The following is a 20,821-nucleotide window of genomic DNA, read 5'->3' as shown; positions in this document are numbered from 1 at the left end:
CGCGCCGCGGCCCCGTCAGGCGACCGGCGGCCCGGAGAGGTAGTGGCCCTGGGAGTCGTACGGCCACTGGTTCGCGACGCAGCCGTGCAGGCCCTTGATCTGCTGCATCATCACCGGGGCGGGCTTGCCGGGGCCGGGGCAGCCCTCGTGGTGGTGGCCGATGCGGTGGCCGACCTCGTGGTTGATGATGAGCGCGCGGTAGCCCGCGATCGGGCCGTCGAACTCGGGCGAGCCGAGCATCCAGCGCTTGAGGTTCACCACGACGGTGGCGCCGACGTCGCAGTTGACCTCGCCGCCGGTGTCCAGGCCCGCGGCGCCGCAGATGCGGTCCACGGTGTCGGGTGTGGCGATCTTGATGACGAAGTCGGCGGGGCCGGAGGAGACCAGCTGGAAGCCGTCGTGGCCGTCGGCGGTCCAGCCGCGCGGGTCGGCGAGGATGACGGCGATCTCGTGCGCGGCGTCGGTCGCGGAGAGGGAGATCCCGCCTTCCACCTCGACCTTGTAGCGGCGGATGGTGCCGTGGCCGGAGGCGCTGCCGGTGGCTCGGGCGACGCTGAAGGTGCCGGTGCCGTGCTTGGGCACCGAGGCCGGGGGCGCGCTCGTGGTCGCCGACACGTGCGGCTTGGGCGCCTTCTTCGAGGCCTTGGGGCTGGTCGTGGTCGTCTCGGGCGAGGTGCTGCGGTCGCCGTTGGCCGAGGTGCCGGAGGTGGGGGGCGTGGTCGTGGTGACGATGCCGGTGTCGAGTGTCGCGCCGCCCTCGGTCGCGCGGGACTTGTGCCACGCGGCGTATCCGGCGGTGGCGCCGACCACCAGTACGGCGGCGAGCGCGAGCGGCCCCGCTATGGAGGCGCGCTGTTTGGCACGCCGGCGCCCATGCCGACTCCGCCTGTCCGGTCCTGCCACGGTTCCCCCTGCGAACGGGCAGCTCGGCGGGCCACCGCCGGGCCCCGACCCGGCTCCCTGTGGCGCACCTCGCGCTGCCTGCGGACACGCCCTCATATGTGCGTGCGAACGACAACCAATCGCGCCAACAATCGCACACAGATACGTGGACCGACCGAGTGCCCCCCATCTGTGGCAGTACCGTCACATTGGCCCCGGACGTGTCCGGGGAGCGAACGGGCGCCGCGGGGGGGGCGGCGGGCGGAACGGGAGCCGGGGCCGGGTGGTCGGCCCGGGACGCCGGGGCGCTCAGCCCAGGATGTCGGCGGCGGTCGGCGAGCTGTCCCGTAGGAATGCCGTGCAGCGCTCGTACTCCTCCTGCTCGCCGATCGACCCGGCGGCGCGGGCGAGGGCGTGCAGTGCGCGCAGGAAGCCGCGGTTGGGCTCGTGCTCGAAGGGCACCGGGCCGTGGCCGCGCCAGCCGGCCCGGCGCAGCGCGTCCAGTCCGCGGTGGTAGCCGGTGCGGGCGTAGGCGTAGGACTCGACGACCCGGCCGCCCTCGAACGCCTCGTCGGCGAGCTGCGCCCAGGCCAGCGAGGAGGCCGGGTACTTGGCCGCGACATCGGCGGGGGCTGTGCCGGAGGCGAGCAGTTCGCGCGGCCCGGGGTCGTCGGGCAGGTGCGTGGGGGCCGGGCCCCCGAGCAGGTTCTCGTGGATTGCCATGGGTTCCAGTCTGCCCGAGCCGCTGTGCGAAGGGACCCCCGGCATGTGCCGGAGGTCCCTGTCGGGCGTCGCCCTCACGGGTACGCGAGGCGCGTACCGGCGGGGGTCACTTGCGCTTGTTGCCCGCGGACCGCAGGTTCTCGGCGGCGACGACGACACGCGCGGCCATGCCGGCCTCGGCGGACTTGCCCCACACGCGCGGGTCGTAGGCCTTCTTGTTGCCGACCTCGCCGTCGACCTTCAGCACACCGTCGTAGTTGGAGAACATGTGCGCGGCGACGGGCCGGGTGAAGGCGTACTGCAGGTCGGTGTCGATGTTCATCTTGACGACACCGTTCTCCAGGGCCTCGTCGATCTCCTCCTGGGTGGAGCCGGAGCCGCCGTGGAAGACGAAGTCGAAGGCGTTGGCCTTGCCGTACTTCTGCGCCACCGCGTCCTGCAGCTCGCGGAGGATCTCCGGGCGCAGCACGACGTTGCCCGGCTTGTAGACGCCGTGCACGTTGCCGAAGGAGGCGGCCAGCAGGTAGCGGCCCTGCTCGCCCAGGCCGACGGCCTCGACGGTGCGGTAGGCGTCGTCGACGGTGGTGTAGAGGCTCTCGTTGATCTCGTGCGAGACGCCGTCCTCCTCACCGCCGGTCGGGGTGATCTCCATCTCCAGGATGATCTTGGCCTTGACCGCCTGGGCCAGCAGTTCCTTGGCGATGGCGAGGTTGTCGTCCAGGGTCTCGGCGGAGCCGTCCCACATGTGCGACTGGAAGAGCGGGTTGCGGCCGGCGGCCACGCGCTCCTGCGAGATGGCCAGCAGCGGGCGGACGTAGCCGTCCAGCTTGTCCTTCGGGCAGTGGTCGGTGTGCAGGGCGACGGTGACCGGGTACTTCTCGGCGACGACGTGCGCGAACTCGGCGAGCGCGACCGCGCCCGTCACCATGTCCTTCTTGTACTGGCCGCCGAGGAACTCCGCGCCGCCCGTGGAGATCTGGATGATGCCGTCGCTCTCCGCCTCGGCCAGGCCGCGCAGCGCGGCGTGCAGCGTCTGCGACGACGTGACGTTGATGGCCGGGTAGGCGAACTTCCCCGCCTTCGCCCGGTCGAGCATGTCGTTGTAGACCTCGGGGGTAGCGATGGGCATCGTTTCCGCTCCTCAGATTCCGCGGGGTGGTGGTGCTAGGCGTGGCGACGTCATCGTCGGCCCTATCTTCCCATTCTCGAACGGATACACCACCTCGGTGCGGGCGGTATCCCCCGCACGCGGCCGGGTGTTTCACGTGAAACACCCCAAGCACGGCGAAACCGCAGGTCACAGCGCTTTCGAGAGGTGTACGCAACGAGGCTCGGCCGCCGCCGGGCCCTTCACGGGCCGACGGCGGCCGCCACTCAGTACAGTCCGAGGTCGGCCAGCGAATACACCGCGAGATACGGCAGACCCGTCTCCGTAACCTTCGGCTCGGCGCCGCGGTCGACGATGACGGCGACGGCGACGACCTCGGCGCCCGCCTCGCGCGCCGCCTCGACGGCGGTCAGCGGCGAACCGCCGGTGGTCGAGGTGTCCTCGACGACCAGCACCCGGCGGCCCGCGATGTCCGGGCCCTCGATCCGGCGCTGCATGCCGTGCGCCTTGGTGGCCTTGCGCACCACGAAGGCGTCCAGCCGCTTCCCGCGCGCCGCTGCGGCGTGCAGCATCGCCCCGGCGACCGGGTCCGCGCCGAGCGTCAGCCCGCCCACCGCGTCGTAGTCCAGCTCGGCGGTGAGGTCCAGCATCGCCTGGCCGACCAGCGGGGCGGCCTGGCCGTCCAGCGTGATGCGGCGCAGGTCGATGTAGAAGTCGGCCTCGATACCGGAGGAGAGGGTCACCTTGCCGTGCACCACGGCCTTGTCCTGGATCTGCTGCAGCAGTGCACTGCGTACGTCGTCGCTCATGCCGACCAGTATCCGGCCCGCGGACCCGGCCCGCCGCACCGGATCCGGCGTGCGCCAGGCAGGTCAGCCGATGCGGTGCCAGCTCCAGGTGGTGGTGATCTCCAGCGGGTCGATCGGGGTGACCAGGCGCGGCGTGGTGTTGAGGCCGTTCGGCGGGCCGGACTGCGGCTCGACGCACACCGCCTCGGGCTGCTCGTCGTAGACCACGACCCACTGGGCGGGGCTCTGCACCTCCAGGCGCAGCTCGCCGGGCCAGGTGAGCGTCACATCGACGCCGTCGGGCATGCCGAAGCAGTCGTCCCAGGGGCCGGGGCGGGGGGTGACACGGTTGCCGTTGGGCAGGTGGTTGTCGCCGCGCTCCTCCTGCCAGTCGGCGCGGAAGGCCAGCTCGACGTCCTGGCCGCCCTTGCCGAGGTTGCGGTTCCACCAGGGGTGCCAGCCGGCCTGCGCCGGGAAGGAGTCGCCGCCCGGGGCGACCTCGACGCTCAGCGTGAGCTTCACCGAATGCGGGGCCAGCTCCACGGTGTGGGTGACCCGGCCGGGGTAGGGCCAGGGGTCGGTCAGCTCGGTGTGGAACGACGCGGTGGTCTCGGTGGCCGGGGCCGCCTCCTGCCACGCGCGGTGCCGCACGGTGCCGTGAATGGCGTGCGGCGGCGCGTCCACCGGAAGCTGGTGGGTGACGCCGCCGTTGCGGAAGGCCCCGTTCTCGGTGCGGCCGGCCCACGGCACCATAAGAAAGGCGCCGAATCGGTCGCCCTGGCGCAGGAGTTCCGTCCCGGCGACCTTCAGGGAGGCGATCCGGCAGCCGTTCCCGGGCTCCAAGGTCAGTTCGGCGTCGCCCGCCGTCAGCTTCGTCTCATTCTCCACGTCACGAGCCTAGCGGGCGGGCCCCCTGACGTTCACTTATGGTCCCGCAGCCGGGTGGTGCCGCCGAGCTGACGCCCCGTACGCGCCGCGCCCCGGCTCAGCCGCGGCGGCGCAGCGCCCGGCTCACCACCACCGCGGACGCGACGAGCGCCGCCGCGACCGGGGCCGCCCAGCGCAGGGTGGCCGCGGCCGAGGGGCTGTCGGGTGCGGGCACGGGGGCGTAGCGGCCGCGCGGCGGGGCGTGGTCGACCTCCTCGGCGCTGCGCCCGATCATCGTCCGGCGGGCGTGCGCGGCCTCGGCGGGCGGCACGAGGTCGTCGAGCGCGGCGGCGCTCTCCGGGACCTCCACCTCGACCTCGACCAGGTCGAAGTCCTCCAGCTCGGCGCCGCCCGGCACGGGCTCGCCGTCGTCGTCCACGACGTCGGCCTTCGGGTCCGCGTCCAGCCCGGCCCCGGGGACGGCCTCCGTGTCGGACGCGTCGGGCGCACCCGGCTCCTGCTCCTGCTCCGGCTCGGCGGCGTCGGGCGCGTGCGCGGCCAGGTCGGTACAGAAACGGTCCAGCAGCCGCCGTACGGCCGCCTCCACGAGCGCGGGCTCGAACGTCGTGATCCGCCCCTGGCCCGCCGCCTCGCCCCGCCAGACGACCGTCACCCCGGGCTCGGGCTGCACGGCCGCGACGACGACCAGCTCGGCGGCGACCGTCACACCGCCCCCGCCGCGCACCTCGGTGCCCGCGGCCGTCAGGGTGAAGCCCGGTCCCGTACCGTCCACCGCGACCGTGCCGCGGTAGGTGATCGTGGATCCGCCCACCCGCAGCCGCAGCCGTCCCGCGGCGGCACCGGCGGCGGTGCCCGCGGCCGCCGCGCCGCCCTCGCCCGCGTCGGCGTCCGGCTGCCAGCCGGGCAGGCAGGCCGACACCACCTCCGGCGTGCGCAGGGCCTGCACCATGCGCGCCGTGGTCATCCCCGGAACGAACGACTCATGCTCCATGCGGCGGAGCCTACCCACCCTGCCCGGAGCATGACGCTCCCGCGCCCGGCACTTTCTGCGGGAACCGGACCGCCCGGCTCAGCCGGTCGGGACGCGCGGCCGCAGCAGGGTCGAGGGCGGCAGCGCCCTGCTCGGGCGGGTCGGGAGCGGGGCGCGGGCGGCCTGCCGCAGCGCCCGCGGGGTGAGGGTGGACGGTGTGCCGGGCGGCAGCCGCAGGGCGGGCGGCGCGGTGCGGGCGGCGAGCAGGTAGGCCCGGTCGGGCGCACCGGCGGTGACGGGCGTGAGGGCCGTGCCGGGGACGGCCGCGGGCAGCCAGTACGGCGTGCTGCACAGCCCGACCGCGGTCACGGTCGCCTCGATCGTCCAGAAGGTGTGCGCGGTGCCCGCCGCCGTCCCGGCGTGCACGGCGAGCCGCCCGCCGGGGGCCAGCACGCGGGCGGCGAGTCCGAAGAACTCCTGCGAGTAGAGCTTGGCACTGGCCGTCGTCCCCGGGTCCGGGAGGTCGGCGACGATCACGTCGTACGGGGTGGTGCGGCCGTGGCGCAGCCAGTCGAAGGGGTCGGCGGTGACGGTGCGCACCCGCGGGTCGGCGAAGGCGTGGCCGTTGACGCGGCTGAGGCCGGGGTCGGTGCGGGCCAGCCGGAGCAGCTCGGCGTCGGGCTGGACGACGGTGACGACGCCGACATCCGGGTAGCGCAGCACCTCGCGCAGGGCCTGGCCGTCGCCGCCGCCGAGCAGCAGCACGCGGGTGCGGGTGCCGTTCATCGCCGGGTGGACGAGGGCCTGGGCGTAGCGGGCGGTGGTGTCGCCGGAGACCCGCAGCCGGCCGTCGAGGTAGAGCCGCAGCGGACGGCCCGGGGTGTCGCCGCCGGTCAGGACGATCTCCTCGACGCCGGTCTGCTCGGCGACCCGTACGTCCCCGCCGTACACCTCGCGGCGGGCGGCCCGCTCGAAGGGCCCGGCGACCGCGGCGGCGCCCGCGAGGACCGCGAGGACCAGCACGTTCACCACGAGCAGCCAGCCGCGGGCGCGCCGCGTCAGGTCGGCGCGGAAGAGCCACAGCACGGTCGCGCCGCCGGCCACCGCGTTGACCGCGCCGGTGGCGAGCGCGCCGGTGAGCTGCCCGGCGTGCGGCAGCAGCAGGAACGGGAAGGCGAGCCCGCCGACGAGCGCGCCCACGTAGTCGGCGGCGAAGAGGTCGGCGACCGCGCCGCCCGCGTCCTGCCGCCGTACCCGCTGCACCAGCGTCATCAGCAGCGGCACCTCGGCCCCGGTGAGGACACCGATGGCGAAGGCGCAGCCGACTATGGGCGCGCTCGCGTGCCCGAACCAGGCGAAGAGCGCGTAGAGCGCCATCACCGACAGCCCGCCGATCAGCGCGAGTCCGGTCTCGACGGCGGCGAACGCGGCGGCGGCCCGGGAGCGTAACCGTTTTGCCAGCAACGACCCGCAGCCCATCGCGAAGACCATCACCGACAGGATCACCGACGCCTGGGTGACCGAGTCACCCAGCAGGGAGGAGGCGAGCGCGACGAGCTCCAGCTCGTAGACCAGCCCGCAGGCGGCGCACACGAAGACGGCGGTGAGCACCAGCGCCCTCGCCGCCTGGGCCGTCACCGGTAACCGCGGTGCGAGGCGCGGGAGTTCGCTGCGGTGGCGCTGGTCGATCATGAGTGCACGCTATGTCAGTGTGGAGCCGTCGCCGGTCACCCACAGGAGTGCAAAATGGGCGGCCGTGGGCGTGCCGGGGGCATCGTTCGGGTCAGGCCAGCGCGTTCACCCGGGTCCTGGTGGTGACCAGCCGCCCCTCCTGCGGATACGCGTGCCAGGTGCGCCAGCGCACTCCCCCGTCGGCGTACTGCACGAGCATCGCGGTGAACGCGTGCGGGTCGCCCGGGAAGGTCCCGGCGAGTCCGTGCGGGTGGTCGGCGACCAGCGCGAGCAGTTCCTGGGCGCGGCCGGCGAACGAGCCCTGCGAGAGCGTCTCGATGCGCGCGGCGAACTCGTAGTCCCAGGCGCCCACCCGGCGGGCCACCCCGAAGGGCAGCGGCGCCTGGCTGCCGGCCATGCAGGCCACGGTCTCCGAGCAGTCACCGCCGTCCGCGTCCACCAGGACCTGGTGGGAGGCGCCCAGCAGGCGTAATTCGACCTTGGCACGCAGCCGGCGGCCGTCCCCGACCTCGACGTTCAGCACGGCGAGCGCGGGTAGCGGGTCTTTGCCGAGACACCACGCGAGGTCGCCCGCGCGGGTGTCGGTGTAGGAGGTTTGCAGGGTGGTGAGCATGGGTCGGCTCCGCAAGCACGCAGTGGAATGTCATGGGCCGGTCGCGCCCGGCAACGGGGCGGGCGCGCATCGGCTCGTGCCCACGTGGGGTCCTGGACCCGGCGACGCGAGGAGCCGGCGAAGCCAGGGAAGGAGTCTGCGCAGCCTCCGGAGGTCCCCGCCGAAGCCCTCGAAATGGGTCCGAGAACTACGGAATCATGAATCACTTGCCACCTTCAGCGTTTTTACCGATCTGTGCGCACTTTCCATCCCTTGGAGCGCCCACGGGGTCACGTGTTCACCCGGATCCACCCTGACGCCCCCGGCCACCGACACCCGCGAGTACGTCCAACCCGCCACAGGATCAAGGAACTTGAGGTATAGCGGCACGGCCCGGCGGGCGGCGCCGCAGCGCGCCGCGGGACCCGCCCCGTATCGTCTGGCGCAGGGCGCCACGCGCAGGGCATCACTTCCGAGGACGGTGCGACAGATGAACGCCAGGCCGCTGCTGAACCGCAGGCTGGAAGGCCTCGGGACGACGATCTTCGCCGAGATGTCCGCGCTCGCCGCCGCCACCGGGGCGATCAACCTGGGCCAGGGCTTCCCCGACACCGACGGTCCCGAGGCGGTCCGCGAGGCCGCGGTGCGCGCGCTGCGCGACGGCCGCGGCAACCAGTACCCGCCCGGCGCGGGCGTGCCCGAGCTGCGCACCGCGATCGCCGGGCACCAACGCCGCTTCTACGGCCTGGAGTTCGACCCCGACACCGAGGTCCTGGTCACCGCGGGCGCGACCGAGGCCATCGCGGCGGCGATGCTCGCGCTGCTCGAACCGGGCGACGAGGTCATCGCGTTCGAGCCCTTCTACGACTCCTACGCCGCCTGCGTCGCGATGGCCGGCGGCGTCCGCGTCCCCCTCACCCTGCACGCCCCCGACTTCCGCCCCGACCTCGACGCCCTGCGCGACGCCGTCACCCCCCGCACCCGCCTGCTCCTCCTCAACAGCCCCCACAACCCCACCGGCACGGTCCTCACCCCCGCCGAACTGTCGGCGATCGCCGCCCTCGCCGTCGAACACGACCTCGTCGTCGTCACCGACGAGGTCTACGAACACCTCACCTTCGACGGCGCCCGCCACACCCCCCTGATCACCCTCCCCGGCATGCGCGACCGCACCGTCTCCATCTCCTCCGCGGGCAAGACCTTCTCCTTCACCGGCTGGAAGGTCGGCTGGGTCACCGGCTCCCGCGACCTGGTCACCGCCGTCCGCACGGCCAAGCAGTTCCTCACCTACGTCGCCTCCGGCCCGTTCCAGTACGCCGTCGCCGAGGCCCTCGCCCTCCCCGACGCGTACTACGACGCCTTCGCCACCGACCTCCAGGCCAAACGCGACCTGCTGTCCGACGGCCTGCGCGACGCCGGCTTCGACGTCTACACCCCCCAGGGCACGTACTTCGTCACCACCGACATCGCCCCCTTCGGCGAAACCGACGCCCTCACCTTCTGCCGCACCCTCCCCGAACGCGCCGGCGTCGTCGCCGTCCCCAACTCCGTCTTCTACGACCACCCCACCGCCGGCCGCACCCAGGTCCGCTTCGCCTTCTGCAAACGCCCCGAGGTCCTCACCGACGCGGCCCAGCGCCTGCGGAAGGCGTTCGGGGGCTGAGGACCGCTCCTGGCTCTGTCAGTGGGAGGTGGTCTACTCGGATTGCGCTCGAATCTGAGTGGCCATCACCTACCGGAAGTCAGGAGTCCCATGCGCACCAAGCGCATTACGCAGGTCACGGCTGTCGTGTTCGCGACCGGGCTCGCGTCGCTCGGTCTGTCGTCGTCCGCCTCCGCACAGACTGGTTCCACGGCGGTCCCGCTGCCCATAGCCCAGTACGCGCACATGCTGGTCGATCCTGTGCACCAGCACCTGTTCATCAGTGGCGGGGCGGGTTCGACCAGTGTGCTGGTCACCGACTACGCGGGACGGACGGTCGGCACGATCGAGGGTGAGGACGGGGCCGACGGGCTGGCGCTGTCGCCGGACGGGGGCACGGTGTACGCGGCGCTCGGGGACGCGGACGCGATCTCGGCCATCGACACCGGCACCCTCGCGGAGACCGCCCGCTACGGGACGGGGGCGGGCAGCGATCCGGAGTCGGTGGTGTGGAGCGCCGGCAAGCTCTGGTTCGGCTACGGGAAGGCCGCGCACGGCGGGATCGGGTCCGTCGATCCGGCCGCCGACCCCGCCGTGGTGACCCTCCAGGCCACCGGCGACAGCTGGTACAGCGCCCCGCTGCTCGCCGCCACGCCGGGCGGGAAGCTGGTGGCCGGGCAGCCGGGCCTCAGCCCGGCCTCGCTGGCCAGCTACGACGTCTCGGGCCGCAGCGCGCGGACGCTGCACGCGCAGCTCTCCCTGACCTCCCCGACGGTCAGCAGCTTCCTGGCGGACCTGGCGATCACCGCGGACGGCAAGGACGTGATCACCGCGTGCGGCGCGCCGTACGAGCACCAGGTCTTCACGGTCGCGGACCTCAGCCCGGACGGGGCGTACGGCACCGACACCTACCCCGACGCGGTGGCGCTCGGCGCGGACGGCACCGTGTTCGCCGGGTCGGAGAACTACTACGGCGACCAGGTCTTCGTCTTCGCGCCCGGCAACCCGAGCGCGGTCGCGTCCTACCCCGTCGCCCTCGACACCTTCCAGGCGGACGCGGGGCTCGCCGTCACGCCCGACGACAGCACGCTGTTCGCCATCAGCGCCGATCCGTACGGGGCGGACCCGGTGCTGCACGTCATACAGAACCCGGCGCAGGCGGCGGCCGGTCTGACCGTCTCCGGCCCGGCGCGCGTCCACCGGCACGCGAAGGTCACCCTGACCGGTGCGCTCGGCGGCCCGTCGCCGTACACCGGGGGGCAGACGGTGCAGGTCAGCCGGATCGACGCGGCGCACCCGGCGGGCACACCGCTGCCGGCCGTCAGGACGGCCGCCGACGGCACGTTCACCGTCACCGACATACCGCGGGCCGCCGGAGCCGTCACCTACCAGGTGACGTACGCCGGGGACGCGCACCTGACGGCAGCCACCGCGAGCGCCACCGTCCGGGTCGGCCACTGACCGGCAACGGCCACTGACCGGGGGCGGCCGCTGACCGGCAACGGCCCGGCCCCGCACACGTCGTCCGTGTGCGGGGCCGGGCCGGGGACGCGACCGGGCGGGTCAGTCGGTGCCGAACTCCATCGCCGCGCGGTCCAGCAGCGCGTCGTCGGGCTCCGGCTCGCCGCGGGAGGCGATGACCTCGGCGCCGCCCTCGGACAGCTCCGGCATGGTCTCGATCAGGCCGGGCGCGGGCTCCTGCGCCGGGCCGATGGCGAGGCTGCCGGAGCCGACGAGGCCGAGCTGCGCGTACTGCTCCAGCTTGGCGCGGGAGTCGGCGATGTCCAGGTTGCGCATGGTGAGCTGGCCGATCCGGTCGACCGGGCCGAACGCGGAGTCCTCGGTGCGCTCCATGGACAGCTTGTCCGGGTGGTAGCTGAAGGCCGGGCCCGTGGTGTCGAGGACGGAGTAGTCCTCGCCGCGCCGCAGCCGCAGGGTCACCTCGCCGCTGACGGCGGCGCCGACCCAGCGCTGCAGGGACTCGCGGATCATCAGCGCCTGCGGGTCCAGCCAGCGGCCCTCGTACATCAGCCGGCCGAGGCGGCGGCCCTCGGCGTGGTACTGCGCGAGGGTGTCCTCGTTGTGGATCGCGTTGACGAGGCGCTCGTACGCCGCGTGCAGCAGCGCCATGCCCGGGGCCTCGTAGATGCCGCGGCTCTTGGCCTCGATGATCCGGTTCTCGATCTGGTCGGACATGCCCAGGCCGTGCCGCCCGCCGATGGCGTTGACCTCGGACACCAGGTCGACGGGGGTCGCGAAGTCCTTGCCGTTGACGCTGACGGGGCGGCCCTGGTCGAAGCCGATCGTCACGTCCTCGGTGGCGATCTCGACCGACGGGTCCCAGAAGCGCACGCCCATGATCGGGTCGACGGTCTCGACGCCGGTGTTCAGGTGCTCCAGGGTCTTCGCCTCGTGGGTGGCGCCCCAGATGTTGGCGTCGGTGGAGTACGCCTTCTCCGTGCTGTCGCGGTAGGGCAGCTCGTGGGCGAGCAGCCACTCCGACATCTCCTTGCGGCCGCCCAGCTCGGTCACGAAGTCCGCGTCCAGCCAGGGCTTGTAGATCCGCAGGTGCGGGTTGGCGAGCAGGCCGTAGCGGTAGAACCGCTCGATGTCGTTGCCCTTGAAGGTCGAGCCGTCGCCCCAGATCTGGACGTCGTCCTCCAGCATCGCCCGCACCAGCATGGTGCCGGTGACGGCACGGCCGAGCGGGGTGGTGTTGAAGTACGCCCGCCCGCCGGAGCGGATGTGGAACGCCCCGCAGGTGAGCGCGGCCAGGCCCTCCTCGACCAGCGCCGCACGGCAGTCGACCAGCCGCGCGACCTCGGCGCCGTAGGCCTTGGCACGGCCGGGCACCGACGCGATGTCGGGCTCGTCGTACTGGCCTATGTCGGCGGTGTAGGTGCACGGGACGGCGCCCTTGTCGCGCATCCACGCGACGGCGACCGACGTGTCGAGGCCACCGGAGAAGGCGATGCCGACGCGCTCGCCGACAGGGAGGGAGGTGAGGACCTTGGACATGGAAATATTATGCACACCAACGCATGCTCATGCAAAGCCCCTTCTGGGGGACCCCTCGCACAGCCGCCCGACCCCGACTCCGGGCCCGGAGCGAAGGCCCACCCCGGGCCCGGCGCGAAGGCGCGTCCCCGGCCCCGCCCCCGGTCCCGGCATGAAGACGCCCGCCCGAATGTTGTATGAACATGTATCTTGCTGCGTACTGTCCGCCGAGAGGAGCCCCCCGATGACCGGACTTCCTCACCCCCCGGCGACCACCTCCGACCAGGCCGCCTGGAGCGGCGTCCTCGCCCTCCACGCCTACGTCGAGCGACAGCTCACCCAGGCCCTGCAGCGCCGGCACGGCATAGGGCTCTCGGAATTCCGCGCCCTGGAGTGCCTCGTCGATTCCCCCGCGGGCGAACTGCGGATGCAGGACCTCGCCGACAAGGTCGGCCTCGGCCAGAGTTCGGTGACGCGCCTGGTGGGGCGGCTGGACAGCGCGGGCTTCGCCGTCCGCGACCTGTGCCCGGACGACAAGCGCGGGGTCTACGCGGTGATCACCGACGCCGGCCGGGAACGCTACGCCTCGGCCCGCGGCACGTACGGCGAGGTCCTGACCTCGGCCCTGGACACCGCGGACGGCGCCCCCTCCCTGTCCCCCACCGTCCAGGCGCTGCGCGGCGGCGCCTGACCGCCCCGGCGGGCCCCTCACACAAGCCTCAGGCAGGTTTCCGGCGTCTCCCCGCCGAGCAAAAGAATGCATGTACAATCAAATACCAGCCTCGGGCCTTGAGGCCGTCTGCTGAAAGGACCCGCCATGCAATGGCTCTACCTCGCCGTCGCCGACATCTTCGAGGTCGTCGTCGCCATCGCCGCCGGCAAGGCGGAGGGGTTCAGAAACCGCCGGTGGACGGCGGTGACCCTGGTCAGCGGCGCCATCGGGACGTACCTCCTGAGCCGGGCGCTGCTGACCTTCGACGTCGGCGTCGGCTACGCGGTCTGGACGTCCGTCGCCGGGGTCGGGATCACCCTGCTCGGCGCGGCGCTCTTCAAGCAGCGCCTGGACTGGCGCAAGGCGCTCGGCATCGCCGTCATCATCACCGGCGTCGTCGGCCTCCAGCTCAGCGGCGCCGCGTAACGCTCCCGCCCGCCCCCGCTCCCACCCCCTCCCCCCCGCTCCCGCACGCGCCCACCCACGAAAGGACCCGGGCTGATGTCCGACACCGGCCGTTCCGCCGCCAACCCCTGGCTCGTCCTCCTCCTGGCGGGAGGGTTCGAGATCGGCTACGCGCTCTCCGTGGGCGGCAGCCACGGCTTCACCCGTGTGCTCTGGTCGCTCGTCGCCGTCATGTTCTTCCTGCTGACGCTGTGGGCCCTGAGCGTCGCGCTGCGCGCCATCGACGTCGGCATCGGCTACGCGGTCTGGGCGGGCATCGGCTCGGCCGGTGCCGCGCTGCTGGGCCCCGTCTTCTTCGACGAGACCCTCACGACCCCGCAGGCCCTGTGGCTCGGGCTGATCATCGTCGGCGTGGTGTGGCTCAAGCTCGCCGACCGGCCGCGTCCGTCCCGGCAGGCAGTGGCGGCGCCGCAGGAGGTCGGCGCGGACCGCTGAGCCGTACCGGCCACGGCGTTCCGGTCACGGCGTTCCGGTCACACCTCCGGCAGGACGCCCGCGGCGCGGGCGGCGGTGAGCCAGTCGGGGAACTCACGCAGCAGGCTGTCGTACAGCTCCGTGTCGGAGAGCGCCTTCGGGGTGCTGCCCGCGGCGAAGAAGCCGGCGTTGTCGACGATCCGGCGGCCCGGCACCGGCAGGTCGTCGAGCTTGCGCAGGAAGCGGAACTCGTCGTCGCCGAAGCCCACGAACTGCCAGAAGATCGGCAGCCGCGCGGACACGCACAGCACGTGCTCGGCGGCGGCCTTCGAGGTCGGCGACCCGTCGGTCTGGAAGACCACGAAGGCGGGGTCGGACGCGCCGCTTCGCTCGTAGTGGTCGATGACCTCCTGCATGGCGAGGTGGTAGTTGGTGCGGCCCATGTGGCCCATGGAGTCGTGCAGCGGGCCGATGCGGTCCCGGTAGTCGTCGAGGCCTATCGCGGCCGTGCCGTCCACCTCGGTGGAGAAGAAGACGACCGGCACCACCCCGTCGTCGTCGAGGTGGGCGGCGAGCGCGAGGGTCTGCTCGGCCAGGTGCTGCACGGAGCCGTCCCGGTAGTAGGGCCGCATGCTGCCGGAGCGGTCCAGCACCAGGTAGACGGCCGCCCGCTCGCCGCCGACCCGGTGCTTGTCCAGCGAGACGGCCGCGCTCTTGAAGAGGCTGACGAGCCCCGGGGCGCTCGCGGCGACCTTCTCCAGGCTGACGGCGGGACCGCCGGTTCCGGCCGCGGCGGGGCGGGGGCGCTTGCGGTAGTCGATCCGGGGCGGCTTGCGGTAATCGATGGCCATGGGCCGGGATTCTCCTCCTGCCCGGCGCCGCCGCGCACGCGGTCGCGCACGCCGTCGCCCACCCAGTCGCGCACGCCGTGCCGCACACCGATGACTTCGCGGTCCGCGACCGGTCTGCACTCGTAGGCACGACCTACAGGAGGCGATCATGTTCGAGTCGACGAAGGCGTTCAGCGGCTTCTCGGTGGACGACGTCGAGGCCGCGGCGGCGTTCTACGGCGACACGCTGGGCCTGAAGGTGTCACGGCAGAACGGGCTGCTGACACTGCACATCGCGGGCGGCCGGGACGTCCTGGTCTACCCCAAGCCGGACCACGCGCCTGCGACGTTCACCGTCCTCAACTTCCCCGTCCCCGACATCGAGGCGGCCGTGGACGAGCTGGGGCGGCGCGGGGTGCGCCTGGAGCGCTACGAGCAGCTGCCCGCGGACGAGCGGGGGATCTTCCGCGGCGGCGGCCCGCTCATCGCCTGGTTCACCGACCCCGCGGGCAATGTGCTCTCCGTGCTGGAGGAGTCCGACTGAGGTCCCCCGAGTCACCGCGCAGCCGGCGCGGGAGAGCGGAAGAGCCCGGCCGCACGGGGGGCCGGGCTCTTCCGTAGGTGCTCGGGGTGCTGCCGGGAGCTCTGCCCGGAACGCGGCGAGGGGTCAGTCCTCGGCGCCGCCCTCGGACTCGTCGCCGCCCTCGGCGGCCTCGTCGGTGTCCTTGGCCAGACCCAGCGTGTCCACGGCCCACTTGTCGAACTCGATCGACGCGCGCACCCAGCTCACCGTGCTGGAGACGAAGTGCTCCAGGCCGACGCCCAGCCCGATCATCAGCTGGGCCTCGCCGACGAGGCGCACCCCGCCGTCGTCGTTGGTGTGGGTGTAGACCTTCGGCCACAGCGTGCGGCGGTTCCAGTCGTCGATGACCTCGTGCAGCTGCGCCTTGTCGTCGACCTCGAACGGACGGTCGTAGAAGGTCCGGACGGCGAAGACCGCCTGCTCGCCCTCGCCACGGAACATGAAGTACGTGCGGAAGTCCTCCCAGGGCGCGACGAGGTCACCCTCCTCGTCGACCAGGTACTTCAGCTCCATCTGGTCGAGCAGCTGCTTGACCAGATCCTGGTCGGGGATGACCACACCGCTGTTACCAGCGGACGAGGGGTCCGGCTGGCCCCCGAAATCAGGAATCGAGGACGGGTCGATGCTCACCGTGAAGTCCCTTCGTGACGTCTGACTGCCATCCTCCCTCATCCGCACCCCCGGGGGGAAACCCCAGGGGTGCGCGGGCCCGGCGCCGGTCACCGGGCGGCAGCGGCCGTCACCGAGCGGTGCCGGCGGCCGTCGCCCGGCCACAGCCCGGCCGTCACCCGGCCCTCACCCGGCCGTCACCCGGTTACCGCCCGGCCGTCACTTGCCGAGGTCGGGCCCGGTGGAGCCGGTGGCCGCGCCGACGATCAGGCCGTCCGCGGCGCGGTCCACCCGGACCGTCTGCCCGTCCGTGATCTCCCCGGCGAGCAGTTCGCGGGCCAGCGGGTCGCCGATCGCGGTCTGCACCAGGCGGCGCAGCGGCCGGGCACCGTAGGCCGGGTCGTTGCCCTCCTCGGCCAGCCAGTCCAGCGCCGCGTCGGTGACCTCCAGGTTGAGCCTGCGGTCCTTGAGGCGGGCGGCGAGCCGGTCGGTCTGCAGCCGGGCGATCCTCCGCAGCTCGTCCTTGCTGAGCGCGGAGAAGACCACGGTGTCGTCGAGCCGGTTGAGGAACTCGGGCTTGAAGGACGCCCGCACCGTGGCCAGCACGTTCTCCCGCTTCTGCTCCTCGGTGAGCGCCGGGTCCACCAGGTACTGGCTGCCGAGGTTGGAGGTCAGGATGAGGATCACGTTCCGGAAGTCGACCGTACGGCCCTGGCCGTCGGTGAGCCGCCCGTCGTCCAGCACCTGGAGCAGGACGTCGAAGACCTCCGGATGCGCCTTCTCGACCTCGTCGAGCAGCACCACGCTGTACGGGCGGCGGCGCACCGCCTCGGTGAGCTGGCCGCCCTCCTCGTAGCCGACGTATCCGGGCGGGGCGCCGACGAGCCGCGCGACCGAGTGCTTCTCGCCGTACTCACTCATGTCGATACGGACCATGGCCCGCTCGTCGTCGAAGAGGAAGTCGGCGAGCGCCTTGGCCAGCTCGGTCTTGCCGACGCCGGTCGGGCCGAGGAAGAGGAAGGAGCCGGTGGGGCGGTCGGGGTCGGCGATGCCGGAGCGGGAGCGGCGCACCGCGTCGGACACCGCGCGCACCGCCTCGCTCTGCCCGATGAGCCGGCGGCCCAGCTCGTCCTCCATCCGCAGCAGCTTCTGCGTCTCGCCCTCCAGCAGCCGGCCCGCGGGGATACCGGTCCAGGCGGCGACGACGTCGGCGATGTCGTCCGGGCCGACCTCCTCCTTGACCATCGTCTCCTGCGCCGCGGCCTCCTGCTCCTCCCGGGTGGCCTCCTCCAGCTCGGCCTCCAGCTTGGGCTTCTCGGCGTAGAGCAGCTTGGAGGCGGTCTCGAAGTCGCCGTCGCGCTGGGCGCGGTCGATCCGGGTGTCGATGTCGTCGAGGTGCTCCTTGAGCTCACCGACCCGGTTGAGGCCCTGCTTCTCCTTCTCCCAGCGGGCGGTCAGGCCGCGCAGCTCCTCCTCGCGGTCGGCGAGGTCCCGGCGCAGCTTGTCCAGCCGCTGTACGGAGGCCGGGTCCGTCTCGTTGCGCAGCGCCATCTCCTCCATGCGCAGCCGGTCGACCGAACGCTGCAGCTCGTCGATCTCGACGGGCGAGGAGTCGATCTCCATCCGCAGCCGGGACGCGGACTCGTCGACCAGGTCGATGGCCTTGTCCGGCAGGAAGCGCGAGGTGATGTAGCGGTCGGACAGTGTCGCCGCCGCGACCAGCGCGGAGTCGGCGATCTGGACCTTGTGGTGCGCCTCGTAGCGGCCCTTGAGCCCGCGCAGGATCGCGACCGTGTCCTCCACGGTCGGCTCGGCGACCAGCACCTGCTGGAAGCGGCGCTCCAGCGCCGGGTCCTTCTCGATCCGCTCGCGGTACTCGTCCAGCGTCGTCGCGCCGACCATGCGCAGCTCGCCGCGTGCCAGCATCGGCTTGAGCATGTTGCCCGCGTCCATCGCCGAGTCGCCGCCGGCGCCCGTGCCGACGACCGTGTGCAGCTCGTCGATGAAGGTGACGATCTGCCCGTCGCTGTCCTTGATCTCGGCGAGCACGGCCTTCAGCCGCTCCTCGAACTCCCCGCGGTACTTCGCGCCCGCGACCATCGCCCCGAGGTCGAGCGAGACCAGCCGCTTGTTGCGCAGCGACTCGGGCACGTCGCCCTTGACGATGCGCTGCGCCAGGCCCTCGACGACGGCGGTCTTGCCGACACCGGGCTCACCGATCAGCACCGGGTTGTTCTTCGTCCGCCGGGAGAGCACCTGCACGACCCGGCGGATCTCCTGGTCGCGGCCGATCACCGGATCCAGCCGGCCCTCCCGGGCGGCCGCGGTGAAGTCGGTGCCGTACTTCTCCAGCGCCTTGTAGGTGCCCTCGGGATCCTGGCTGGTCACGCGCTGCCCCCCACGGGCGGTCTCGAAGGCGGCCAGCAGCTTCTTGCCGTCGGCCCCCTGACGGGTGAGCAGCTCGCCGGCCGAGCCGCCCTTGACGGCGATGCCGATGAGCAGGTGCTCGGTGGAAAGGTACGCGTCCCCCAGCTCCTTGGCCCGCTCCGCGGCGTCCGCGATGACCGCCAGCAGATCGCGGTTGGCCTGCGGCGGGGCCACCGTCGAGCCCTGCACCTTCGGCAGCTGCTCGACGAGCTGTGCGGCCTGCGTGCGCAGCCCCGCCGGATCGGCGCCGACGGCGGTCAGCAGGTCCAGCACGTTCTCGTTGTCCGCGCCGCTCAGCAGCGCGAGCAGCAGGTGCGCGGGCGTGAGGTCCGGGTTGCCCTCGGAGACCGCCCGGGTGTTGGCGGCGTTGAGCGCTTCCCGGCTCTTGTTCGTCAGCTCGGCGTCCACGGGGTCGGATCCTCCTCGGGGTACTTGTTCCATTCTGGCCCGCCCCACGTCAGAGGGCGCGGCGGCGCTGCGGGCGCGGCTGCGCCGCGGGGCACGCGTCTTCAGGCTGCGGCTACGCCGTAGGGCGAGCGTTTTGAGGGGTGCGGGGAACTGCGCGACAAGCCACCCCCCCGGGCGGTGGTCCGGATCGGACCGAAGAGACCCTTTGGGTCGGTTTTCGACCCGCACCCCGGCGGGGGCTGCTCGCGCAGTTCCCCGCGCCCCTCAAAAGCACGCCCTACGCAGAGGGCAGCCCGCAGCCCGTGCCCGGCGGGGCGAGCCCCTCCGCCAATCGGCGCCGTCAGGCGCCTACGCGCCGTCGCGCTTGGGGCGCCAGACCACCAGCGCGCTGGTGTGCTGGACGTCCTGGTAGGGGACGAGATCGCGGCGGTACGACGCGTGCACCGCCGCCTCGCGCTGCTGGATGAGCGCGGCCGCGCCCTCCACCGTGGCGGTGAGTTCGGCGACGCGCGCCTGGAGCGCGGCGACCTGGTTCTCCAGCTCGATGATGCGCTTGATGCCGGCCAGGTTGATGCCGTCGTCCTGGGAGAGCCGCTGCACCTCGCGCAGCTGCTCGATGTCGCGTGCGGAGTAGCGGCGGCCCCGCCCGGCCGTGCGGTCGGGCGAGACCAGGCCGAGGCGGTCGTACTGCCGCAGGGTCTGCGGGTGCAGCCCGGACAGCTCGGCGGCCACGGAGATGACGTAGACCGGGGTCTCCTCGGTGAGCTGGTACGGGTTGCGCCCGCGCGGGGCACCCCCCGGACCCCGTGGAGTGCGTGCGCCACCGGTGCCGGAGCCGCGCGGGCCCGGCCCCGTACCGTCCGTCCGGCCGTCGATGTTCATCCGTTCACGCTCCCTTTGCCGCCTTGAACAGCTCGGCCCGCGGGTCGAAGTCCGCGGTGGCCTCCCGGTAGGCCTCCAGTGCGTCGAGCGCCTTGCCCTCGCTCGTCTCCGGCACCGCCACCTCGACGGTGACCAGCAGATCGCCGCGCGAGCCGTCCTTGCGGACGGCGCCCTTGCCGCGGGCGCGCAGGGTGCGGCCGTTGGGGGTGCCCGGCGGGAGTTTGAGGGTGACGGGCGGGCCGCCGAGGGTGGGCACCTTGACCTCGCCGCCGAGCGCCGCCTCCGTGAAGCTGACCGGAACGGTCACCGTGAGGTTGGCGTCCTTGCGGCCGAAGACCGGGTGCTTGCCGACGTGCACGACCACGTAGAGGTCGCCCGCCGGGCCGCCGCGCTCGCCGGGGGCGCCCTTGCCGCGCAGCCGGATGCGCTGCCCGTCGGTGACACCCGCCGGGATGCGGACCTGCATGGTGCGCGAGCTCTTGGCGCGCCCGCTGCCGTGGCAGACCTCGCAGGGGTTCTCCGCGATCAGGCCGCGGCCCTTGCAGTCCACGCACGGGTCGGTGAGCGAGAAGCCGCCCCCGCCGCCGCGCGAGACCTGGCCGGTGCCGACGCAGGTCGGGCACACCCGGGGGGTGCCGTTCTTGTCGCCGGTGCCGGAGCAGGCCTTGCAGGGGGCCTGCGAGGACATCCGCAGCGGGACCGTGGCCCCGTCGACGGCCTCGGTGAAGCTCAGCGTGACCTCGGACTCGACGTCCTGGCCGCGCCGCGGCTGCACCCGGGTGCCGCCGCCGCGGTTGAAGAGCCCGCCGAAGACGTCCCCGAGCCCGCCGCCGAAGCCGCCGCCCTGGCCCCCGCCGGGGGCCTGGCCGCCGGCGCCGCCGCCGAAGAGGTCGCCCAGGTCGAAGTTGAAGCCGCCGGTGCCGCCCGCGCCCGGACCGGGGCGGAAGCCGCCGTTCCCGAACAGCGCGCGGCCCTCGTCGTACTCCTTGCGCCGTTTGGTGTCCGAGAGGACGTCGTTGGCCTCGGAGATCTCCTTGAAGCGCTCCTCCGCCTTGGCGTCGCCCTTGTTGGCGTCCGGGTGGAACTCGCGGGCGAGCTTCCGGTACGCCTTCTTGATCTCGGCATCCGTGGCGTCCTTGGGGACGCCGAGGACCTTGTACAGGTCCTTTTCCAGCAGGTCCCTACTGATGCTCATCCCCGGCGTCCCTC

20 protein-coding genes are annotated in these 20,821 nt (G+C 72.9%); 6 read left to right on the top strand and 14 right to left on the bottom strand.

All coding sequences use genetic code 11. From position 1 onward, the window contains the following. Nucleotides 1-15 precede the first annotated feature (15 nt). The 8 genes from ACWERV_RS18725 to ACWERV_RS18690 form a co-directional block, all read right to left on the bottom strand. Nucleotides 16-903, bottom strand: a complete 888-nt coding sequence (locus ACWERV_RS18725; RefSeq protein ID WP_452934185.1) for a DUF3152 domain-containing protein — start codon at nucleotides 901-903, stop codon at nucleotides 16-18. Between the two features lie 288 nt (nucleotides 904-1,191). After that, nucleotides 1,192-1,605, bottom strand: a complete 414-nt coding sequence (locus ACWERV_RS18720) for a DUF3151 domain-containing protein (protein ID WP_398173822.1) — start codon at nucleotides 1,603-1,605, stop codon at nucleotides 1,192-1,194. A gap of 106 nt (nucleotides 1,606-1,711) precedes the next feature. After that, the gene (fbaA, locus tag ACWERV_RS18715; RefSeq protein WP_398173825.1) at nucleotides 1,712-2,734 is read right to left on the bottom strand and encodes a class II fructose-bisphosphate aldolase; all 1,023 of its coding nucleotides are present in this window, start codon (nucleotides 2,732-2,734) and stop codon (nucleotides 1,712-1,714) included. Between the two features lie 245 nt (nucleotides 2,735-2,979). Beyond that, nucleotides 2,980-3,522, bottom strand: coding sequence for an orotate phosphoribosyltransferase (gene pyrE / locus ACWERV_RS18710; protein WP_452934183.1), 543 nt, complete (start codon nucleotides 3,520-3,522; stop codon nucleotides 2,980-2,982). A 63-nt stretch (nucleotides 3,523-3,585) separates the two neighbouring features. After that, nucleotides 3,586-4,389, bottom strand: a complete 804-nt coding sequence (locus ACWERV_RS18705) for an aldose epimerase family protein (RefSeq protein WP_398173831.1) — start codon at nucleotides 4,387-4,389, stop codon at nucleotides 3,586-3,588. A 97-nt stretch (nucleotides 4,390-4,486) separates the two neighbouring features. After that, nucleotides 4,487-5,380, bottom strand: a complete 894-nt coding sequence (locus ACWERV_RS18700) for an SRPBCC domain-containing protein (protein ID WP_452934181.1) — start codon at nucleotides 5,378-5,380, stop codon at nucleotides 4,487-4,489. 78 nt (nucleotides 5,381-5,458) lie between these two features. Then, nucleotides 5,459-7,051, bottom strand: coding sequence for a polyamine aminopropyltransferase (locus ACWERV_RS18695; protein WP_452934179.1), 1,593 nt, complete (start codon nucleotides 7,049-7,051; stop codon nucleotides 5,459-5,461). A 91-nt stretch (nucleotides 7,052-7,142) separates the two neighbouring features. After that, nucleotides 7,143-7,664, bottom strand: a complete 522-nt coding sequence (locus ACWERV_RS18690) for a DUF2617 family protein (protein ID WP_398173840.1) — start codon at nucleotides 7,662-7,664, stop codon at nucleotides 7,143-7,145. A 469-nt stretch (nucleotides 7,665-8,133) separates the two neighbouring features. Here ACWERV_RS18690 and ACWERV_RS18685 point away from each other — a divergent pair, with 469 nt between their 5' ends. Then, nucleotides 8,134-9,306 carry a pyridoxal phosphate-dependent aminotransferase gene (locus ACWERV_RS18685; protein ID WP_452934176.1) on the top strand — a complete coding sequence of 391 codons (1,173 nt, stop codon included), beginning with the start codon at nucleotides 8,134-8,136 and terminating at the stop codon, nucleotides 9,304-9,306. A 90-nt stretch (nucleotides 9,307-9,396) separates the two neighbouring features. Continuing rightward, nucleotides 9,397-10,746: a YncE family protein gene (locus tag ACWERV_RS18680; RefSeq protein WP_452934174.1), complete on the top strand. Its 1,350-nt coding sequence runs from the start codon at nucleotides 9,397-9,399 to the stop codon at nucleotides 10,744-10,746. Nucleotides 10,747-10,848: 102 nt separating this feature from the next. Here ACWERV_RS18680 and argG read toward each other — a convergent pair whose 3' ends face one another. After that, nucleotides 10,849-12,303, bottom strand: a complete 1,455-nt coding sequence (argG, locus tag ACWERV_RS18675; RefSeq protein WP_452934171.1) for an argininosuccinate synthase — start codon at nucleotides 12,301-12,303, stop codon at nucleotides 10,849-10,851. Nucleotides 12,304-12,526: 223 nt separating this feature from the next. On the opposite strand from argG, the gene ACWERV_RS18670 reads away from it, so the two are divergent. The 3 genes from ACWERV_RS18670 to ACWERV_RS18660 all read left to right on the top strand — a co-directional run bounded on the left by ACWERV_RS18670 (nucleotide 12,527) and on the right by ACWERV_RS18660 (nucleotide 13,894). Next, nucleotides 12,527-12,973: a MarR family winged helix-turn-helix transcriptional regulator gene (locus tag ACWERV_RS18670; RefSeq protein WP_398173852.1), complete on the top strand. Its 447-nt coding sequence runs from the start codon at nucleotides 12,527-12,529 to the stop codon at nucleotides 12,971-12,973. A 126-nt stretch (nucleotides 12,974-13,099) separates the two neighbouring features. After that, entirely contained in the window at nucleotides 13,100-13,420 is a 321-nt protein-coding gene (locus tag ACWERV_RS18665; RefSeq protein ID WP_398173855.1) for a DMT family transporter, read from the top strand. A gap of 75 nt (nucleotides 13,421-13,495) precedes the next feature. Further along, a complete protein-coding gene (locus ACWERV_RS18660) occupies nucleotides 13,496-13,894 on the top strand; it encodes a DMT family transporter (RefSeq protein WP_452934169.1) in 399 nt (132 codons plus the stop codon). Between the two features lie 38 nt (nucleotides 13,895-13,932). On the opposite strand, the gene ACWERV_RS18655 is transcribed toward ACWERV_RS18660, so the two are convergent. After that, nucleotides 13,933-14,724 (bottom strand): vWA domain-containing protein, encoded by a 792-nt coding sequence (locus ACWERV_RS18655; protein WP_452934166.1) that lies wholly within the window; start codon nucleotides 14,722-14,724, stop codon nucleotides 13,933-13,935. 148 nt (nucleotides 14,725-14,872) lie between these two features. Here ACWERV_RS18655 and ACWERV_RS18650 point away from each other — a divergent pair, with 148 nt between their 5' ends. Next, nucleotides 14,873-15,247, top strand: a complete 375-nt coding sequence (locus ACWERV_RS18650) for a VOC family protein (RefSeq protein ID WP_452934163.1) — start codon at nucleotides 14,873-14,875, stop codon at nucleotides 15,245-15,247. 123 nt (nucleotides 15,248-15,370) lie between these two features. Here the strand turns inward: ACWERV_RS18650 and ACWERV_RS18645 are convergent, their stop codons facing one another. From ACWERV_RS18645 to dnaJ, 4 genes are all read right to left on the bottom strand, one after another. Continuing rightward, on the bottom strand, nucleotides 15,371-15,916 hold the full coding sequence (locus tag ACWERV_RS18645) for a type III secretion system chaperone family protein (RefSeq protein ID WP_398173868.1): 546 nt from the start codon (nucleotides 15,914-15,916) through the stop codon (nucleotides 15,371-15,373). A gap of 198 nt (nucleotides 15,917-16,114) precedes the next feature. Beyond that, nucleotides 16,115-18,730: an ATP-dependent chaperone ClpB gene (gene clpB / locus ACWERV_RS18640; protein WP_452934161.1), complete on the bottom strand. Its 2,616-nt coding sequence runs from the start codon at nucleotides 18,728-18,730 to the stop codon at nucleotides 16,115-16,117. Between the two features lie 348 nt (nucleotides 18,731-19,078). Further along, nucleotides 19,079-19,612 carry a heat shock protein transcriptional repressor HspR gene (locus ACWERV_RS18635; RefSeq protein ID WP_452934157.1) on the bottom strand — a complete coding sequence of 178 codons (534 nt, stop codon included), beginning with the start codon at nucleotides 19,610-19,612 and terminating at the stop codon, nucleotides 19,079-19,081. Between the two features lie 4 nt (nucleotides 19,613-19,616). Beyond that, entirely contained in the window at nucleotides 19,617-20,807 is a 1,191-nt protein-coding gene (gene dnaJ / locus ACWERV_RS18630; protein ID WP_398173878.1) for a molecular chaperone DnaJ, read from the bottom strand. Nucleotides 20,808-20,821: the final 14 nt, after the last annotated feature.

Source organism: Streptomyces sp. NPDC004031 (genome assembly GCF_053604375.1).
This window is presented reverse-complemented; position numbering and strand designations above follow the sequence as displayed.

Coding starts and splice junctions, on each gene's coding strand:
- pyrE (WP_452934183.1), bottom strand. CDS start 3,522: ATGAGCGACGACGTACGCAGTGCACTGCTGCAGCAGATCCAGGACAAG.
- ACWERV_RS18685 (WP_452934176.1), top strand. CDS start 8,134: ATGAACGCCAGGCCGCTGCTGAACCGCAGGCTGGAAGGCCTCGGGACG.
- ACWERV_RS18700 (WP_452934181.1), bottom strand. CDS start 5,380: ATGGAGCATGAGTCGTTCGTTCCGGGGATGACCACGGCGCGCATGGTG.
- ACWERV_RS18655 (WP_452934166.1), bottom strand. CDS start 14,724: ATGGCCATCGATTACCGCAAGCCGCCCCGGATCGACTACCGCAAGCGC.
- ACWERV_RS18665 (WP_398173855.1), top strand. CDS start 13,100: ATGCAATGGCTCTACCTCGCCGTCGCCGACATCTTCGAGGTCGTCGTC.
- ACWERV_RS18660 (WP_452934169.1), top strand. CDS start 13,496: ATGTCCGACACCGGCCGTTCCGCCGCCAACCCCTGGCTCGTCCTCCTC.
- ACWERV_RS18680 (WP_452934174.1), top strand. CDS start 9,397: ATGCGCACCAAGCGCATTACGCAGGTCACGGCTGTCGTGTTCGCGACC.
- ACWERV_RS18695 (WP_452934179.1), bottom strand. CDS start 7,051: ATGATCGACCAGCGCCACCGCAGCGAACTCCCGCGCCTCGCACCGCGG.
- ACWERV_RS18670 (WP_398173852.1), top strand. CDS start 12,527: ATGACCGGACTTCCTCACCCCCCGGCGACCACCTCCGACCAGGCCGCC.
- ACWERV_RS18690 (WP_398173840.1), bottom strand. CDS start 7,664: ATGCTCACCACCCTGCAAACCTCCTACACCGACACCCGCGCGGGCGAC.
- ACWERV_RS18635 (WP_452934157.1), bottom strand. CDS start 19,612: ATGAACATCGACGGCCGGACGGACGGTACGGGGCCGGGCCCGCGCGGC.
- ACWERV_RS18720 (WP_398173822.1), bottom strand. CDS start 1,605: ATGGCAATCCACGAGAACCTGCTCGGGGGCCCGGCCCCCACGCACCTG.
- fbaA (WP_398173825.1), bottom strand. CDS start 2,734: ATGCCCATCGCTACCCCCGAGGTCTACAACGACATGCTCGACCGGGCG.
- argG (WP_452934171.1), bottom strand. CDS start 12,303: ATGTCCAAGGTCCTCACCTCCCTCCCTGTCGGCGAGCGCGTCGGCATC.
- ACWERV_RS18650 (WP_452934163.1), top strand. CDS start 14,873: ATGTTCGAGTCGACGAAGGCGTTCAGCGGCTTCTCGGTGGACGACGTC.
- dnaJ (WP_398173878.1), bottom strand. CDS start 20,807: ATGAGCATCAGTAGGGACCTGCTGGAAAAGGACCTGTACAAGGTCCTC.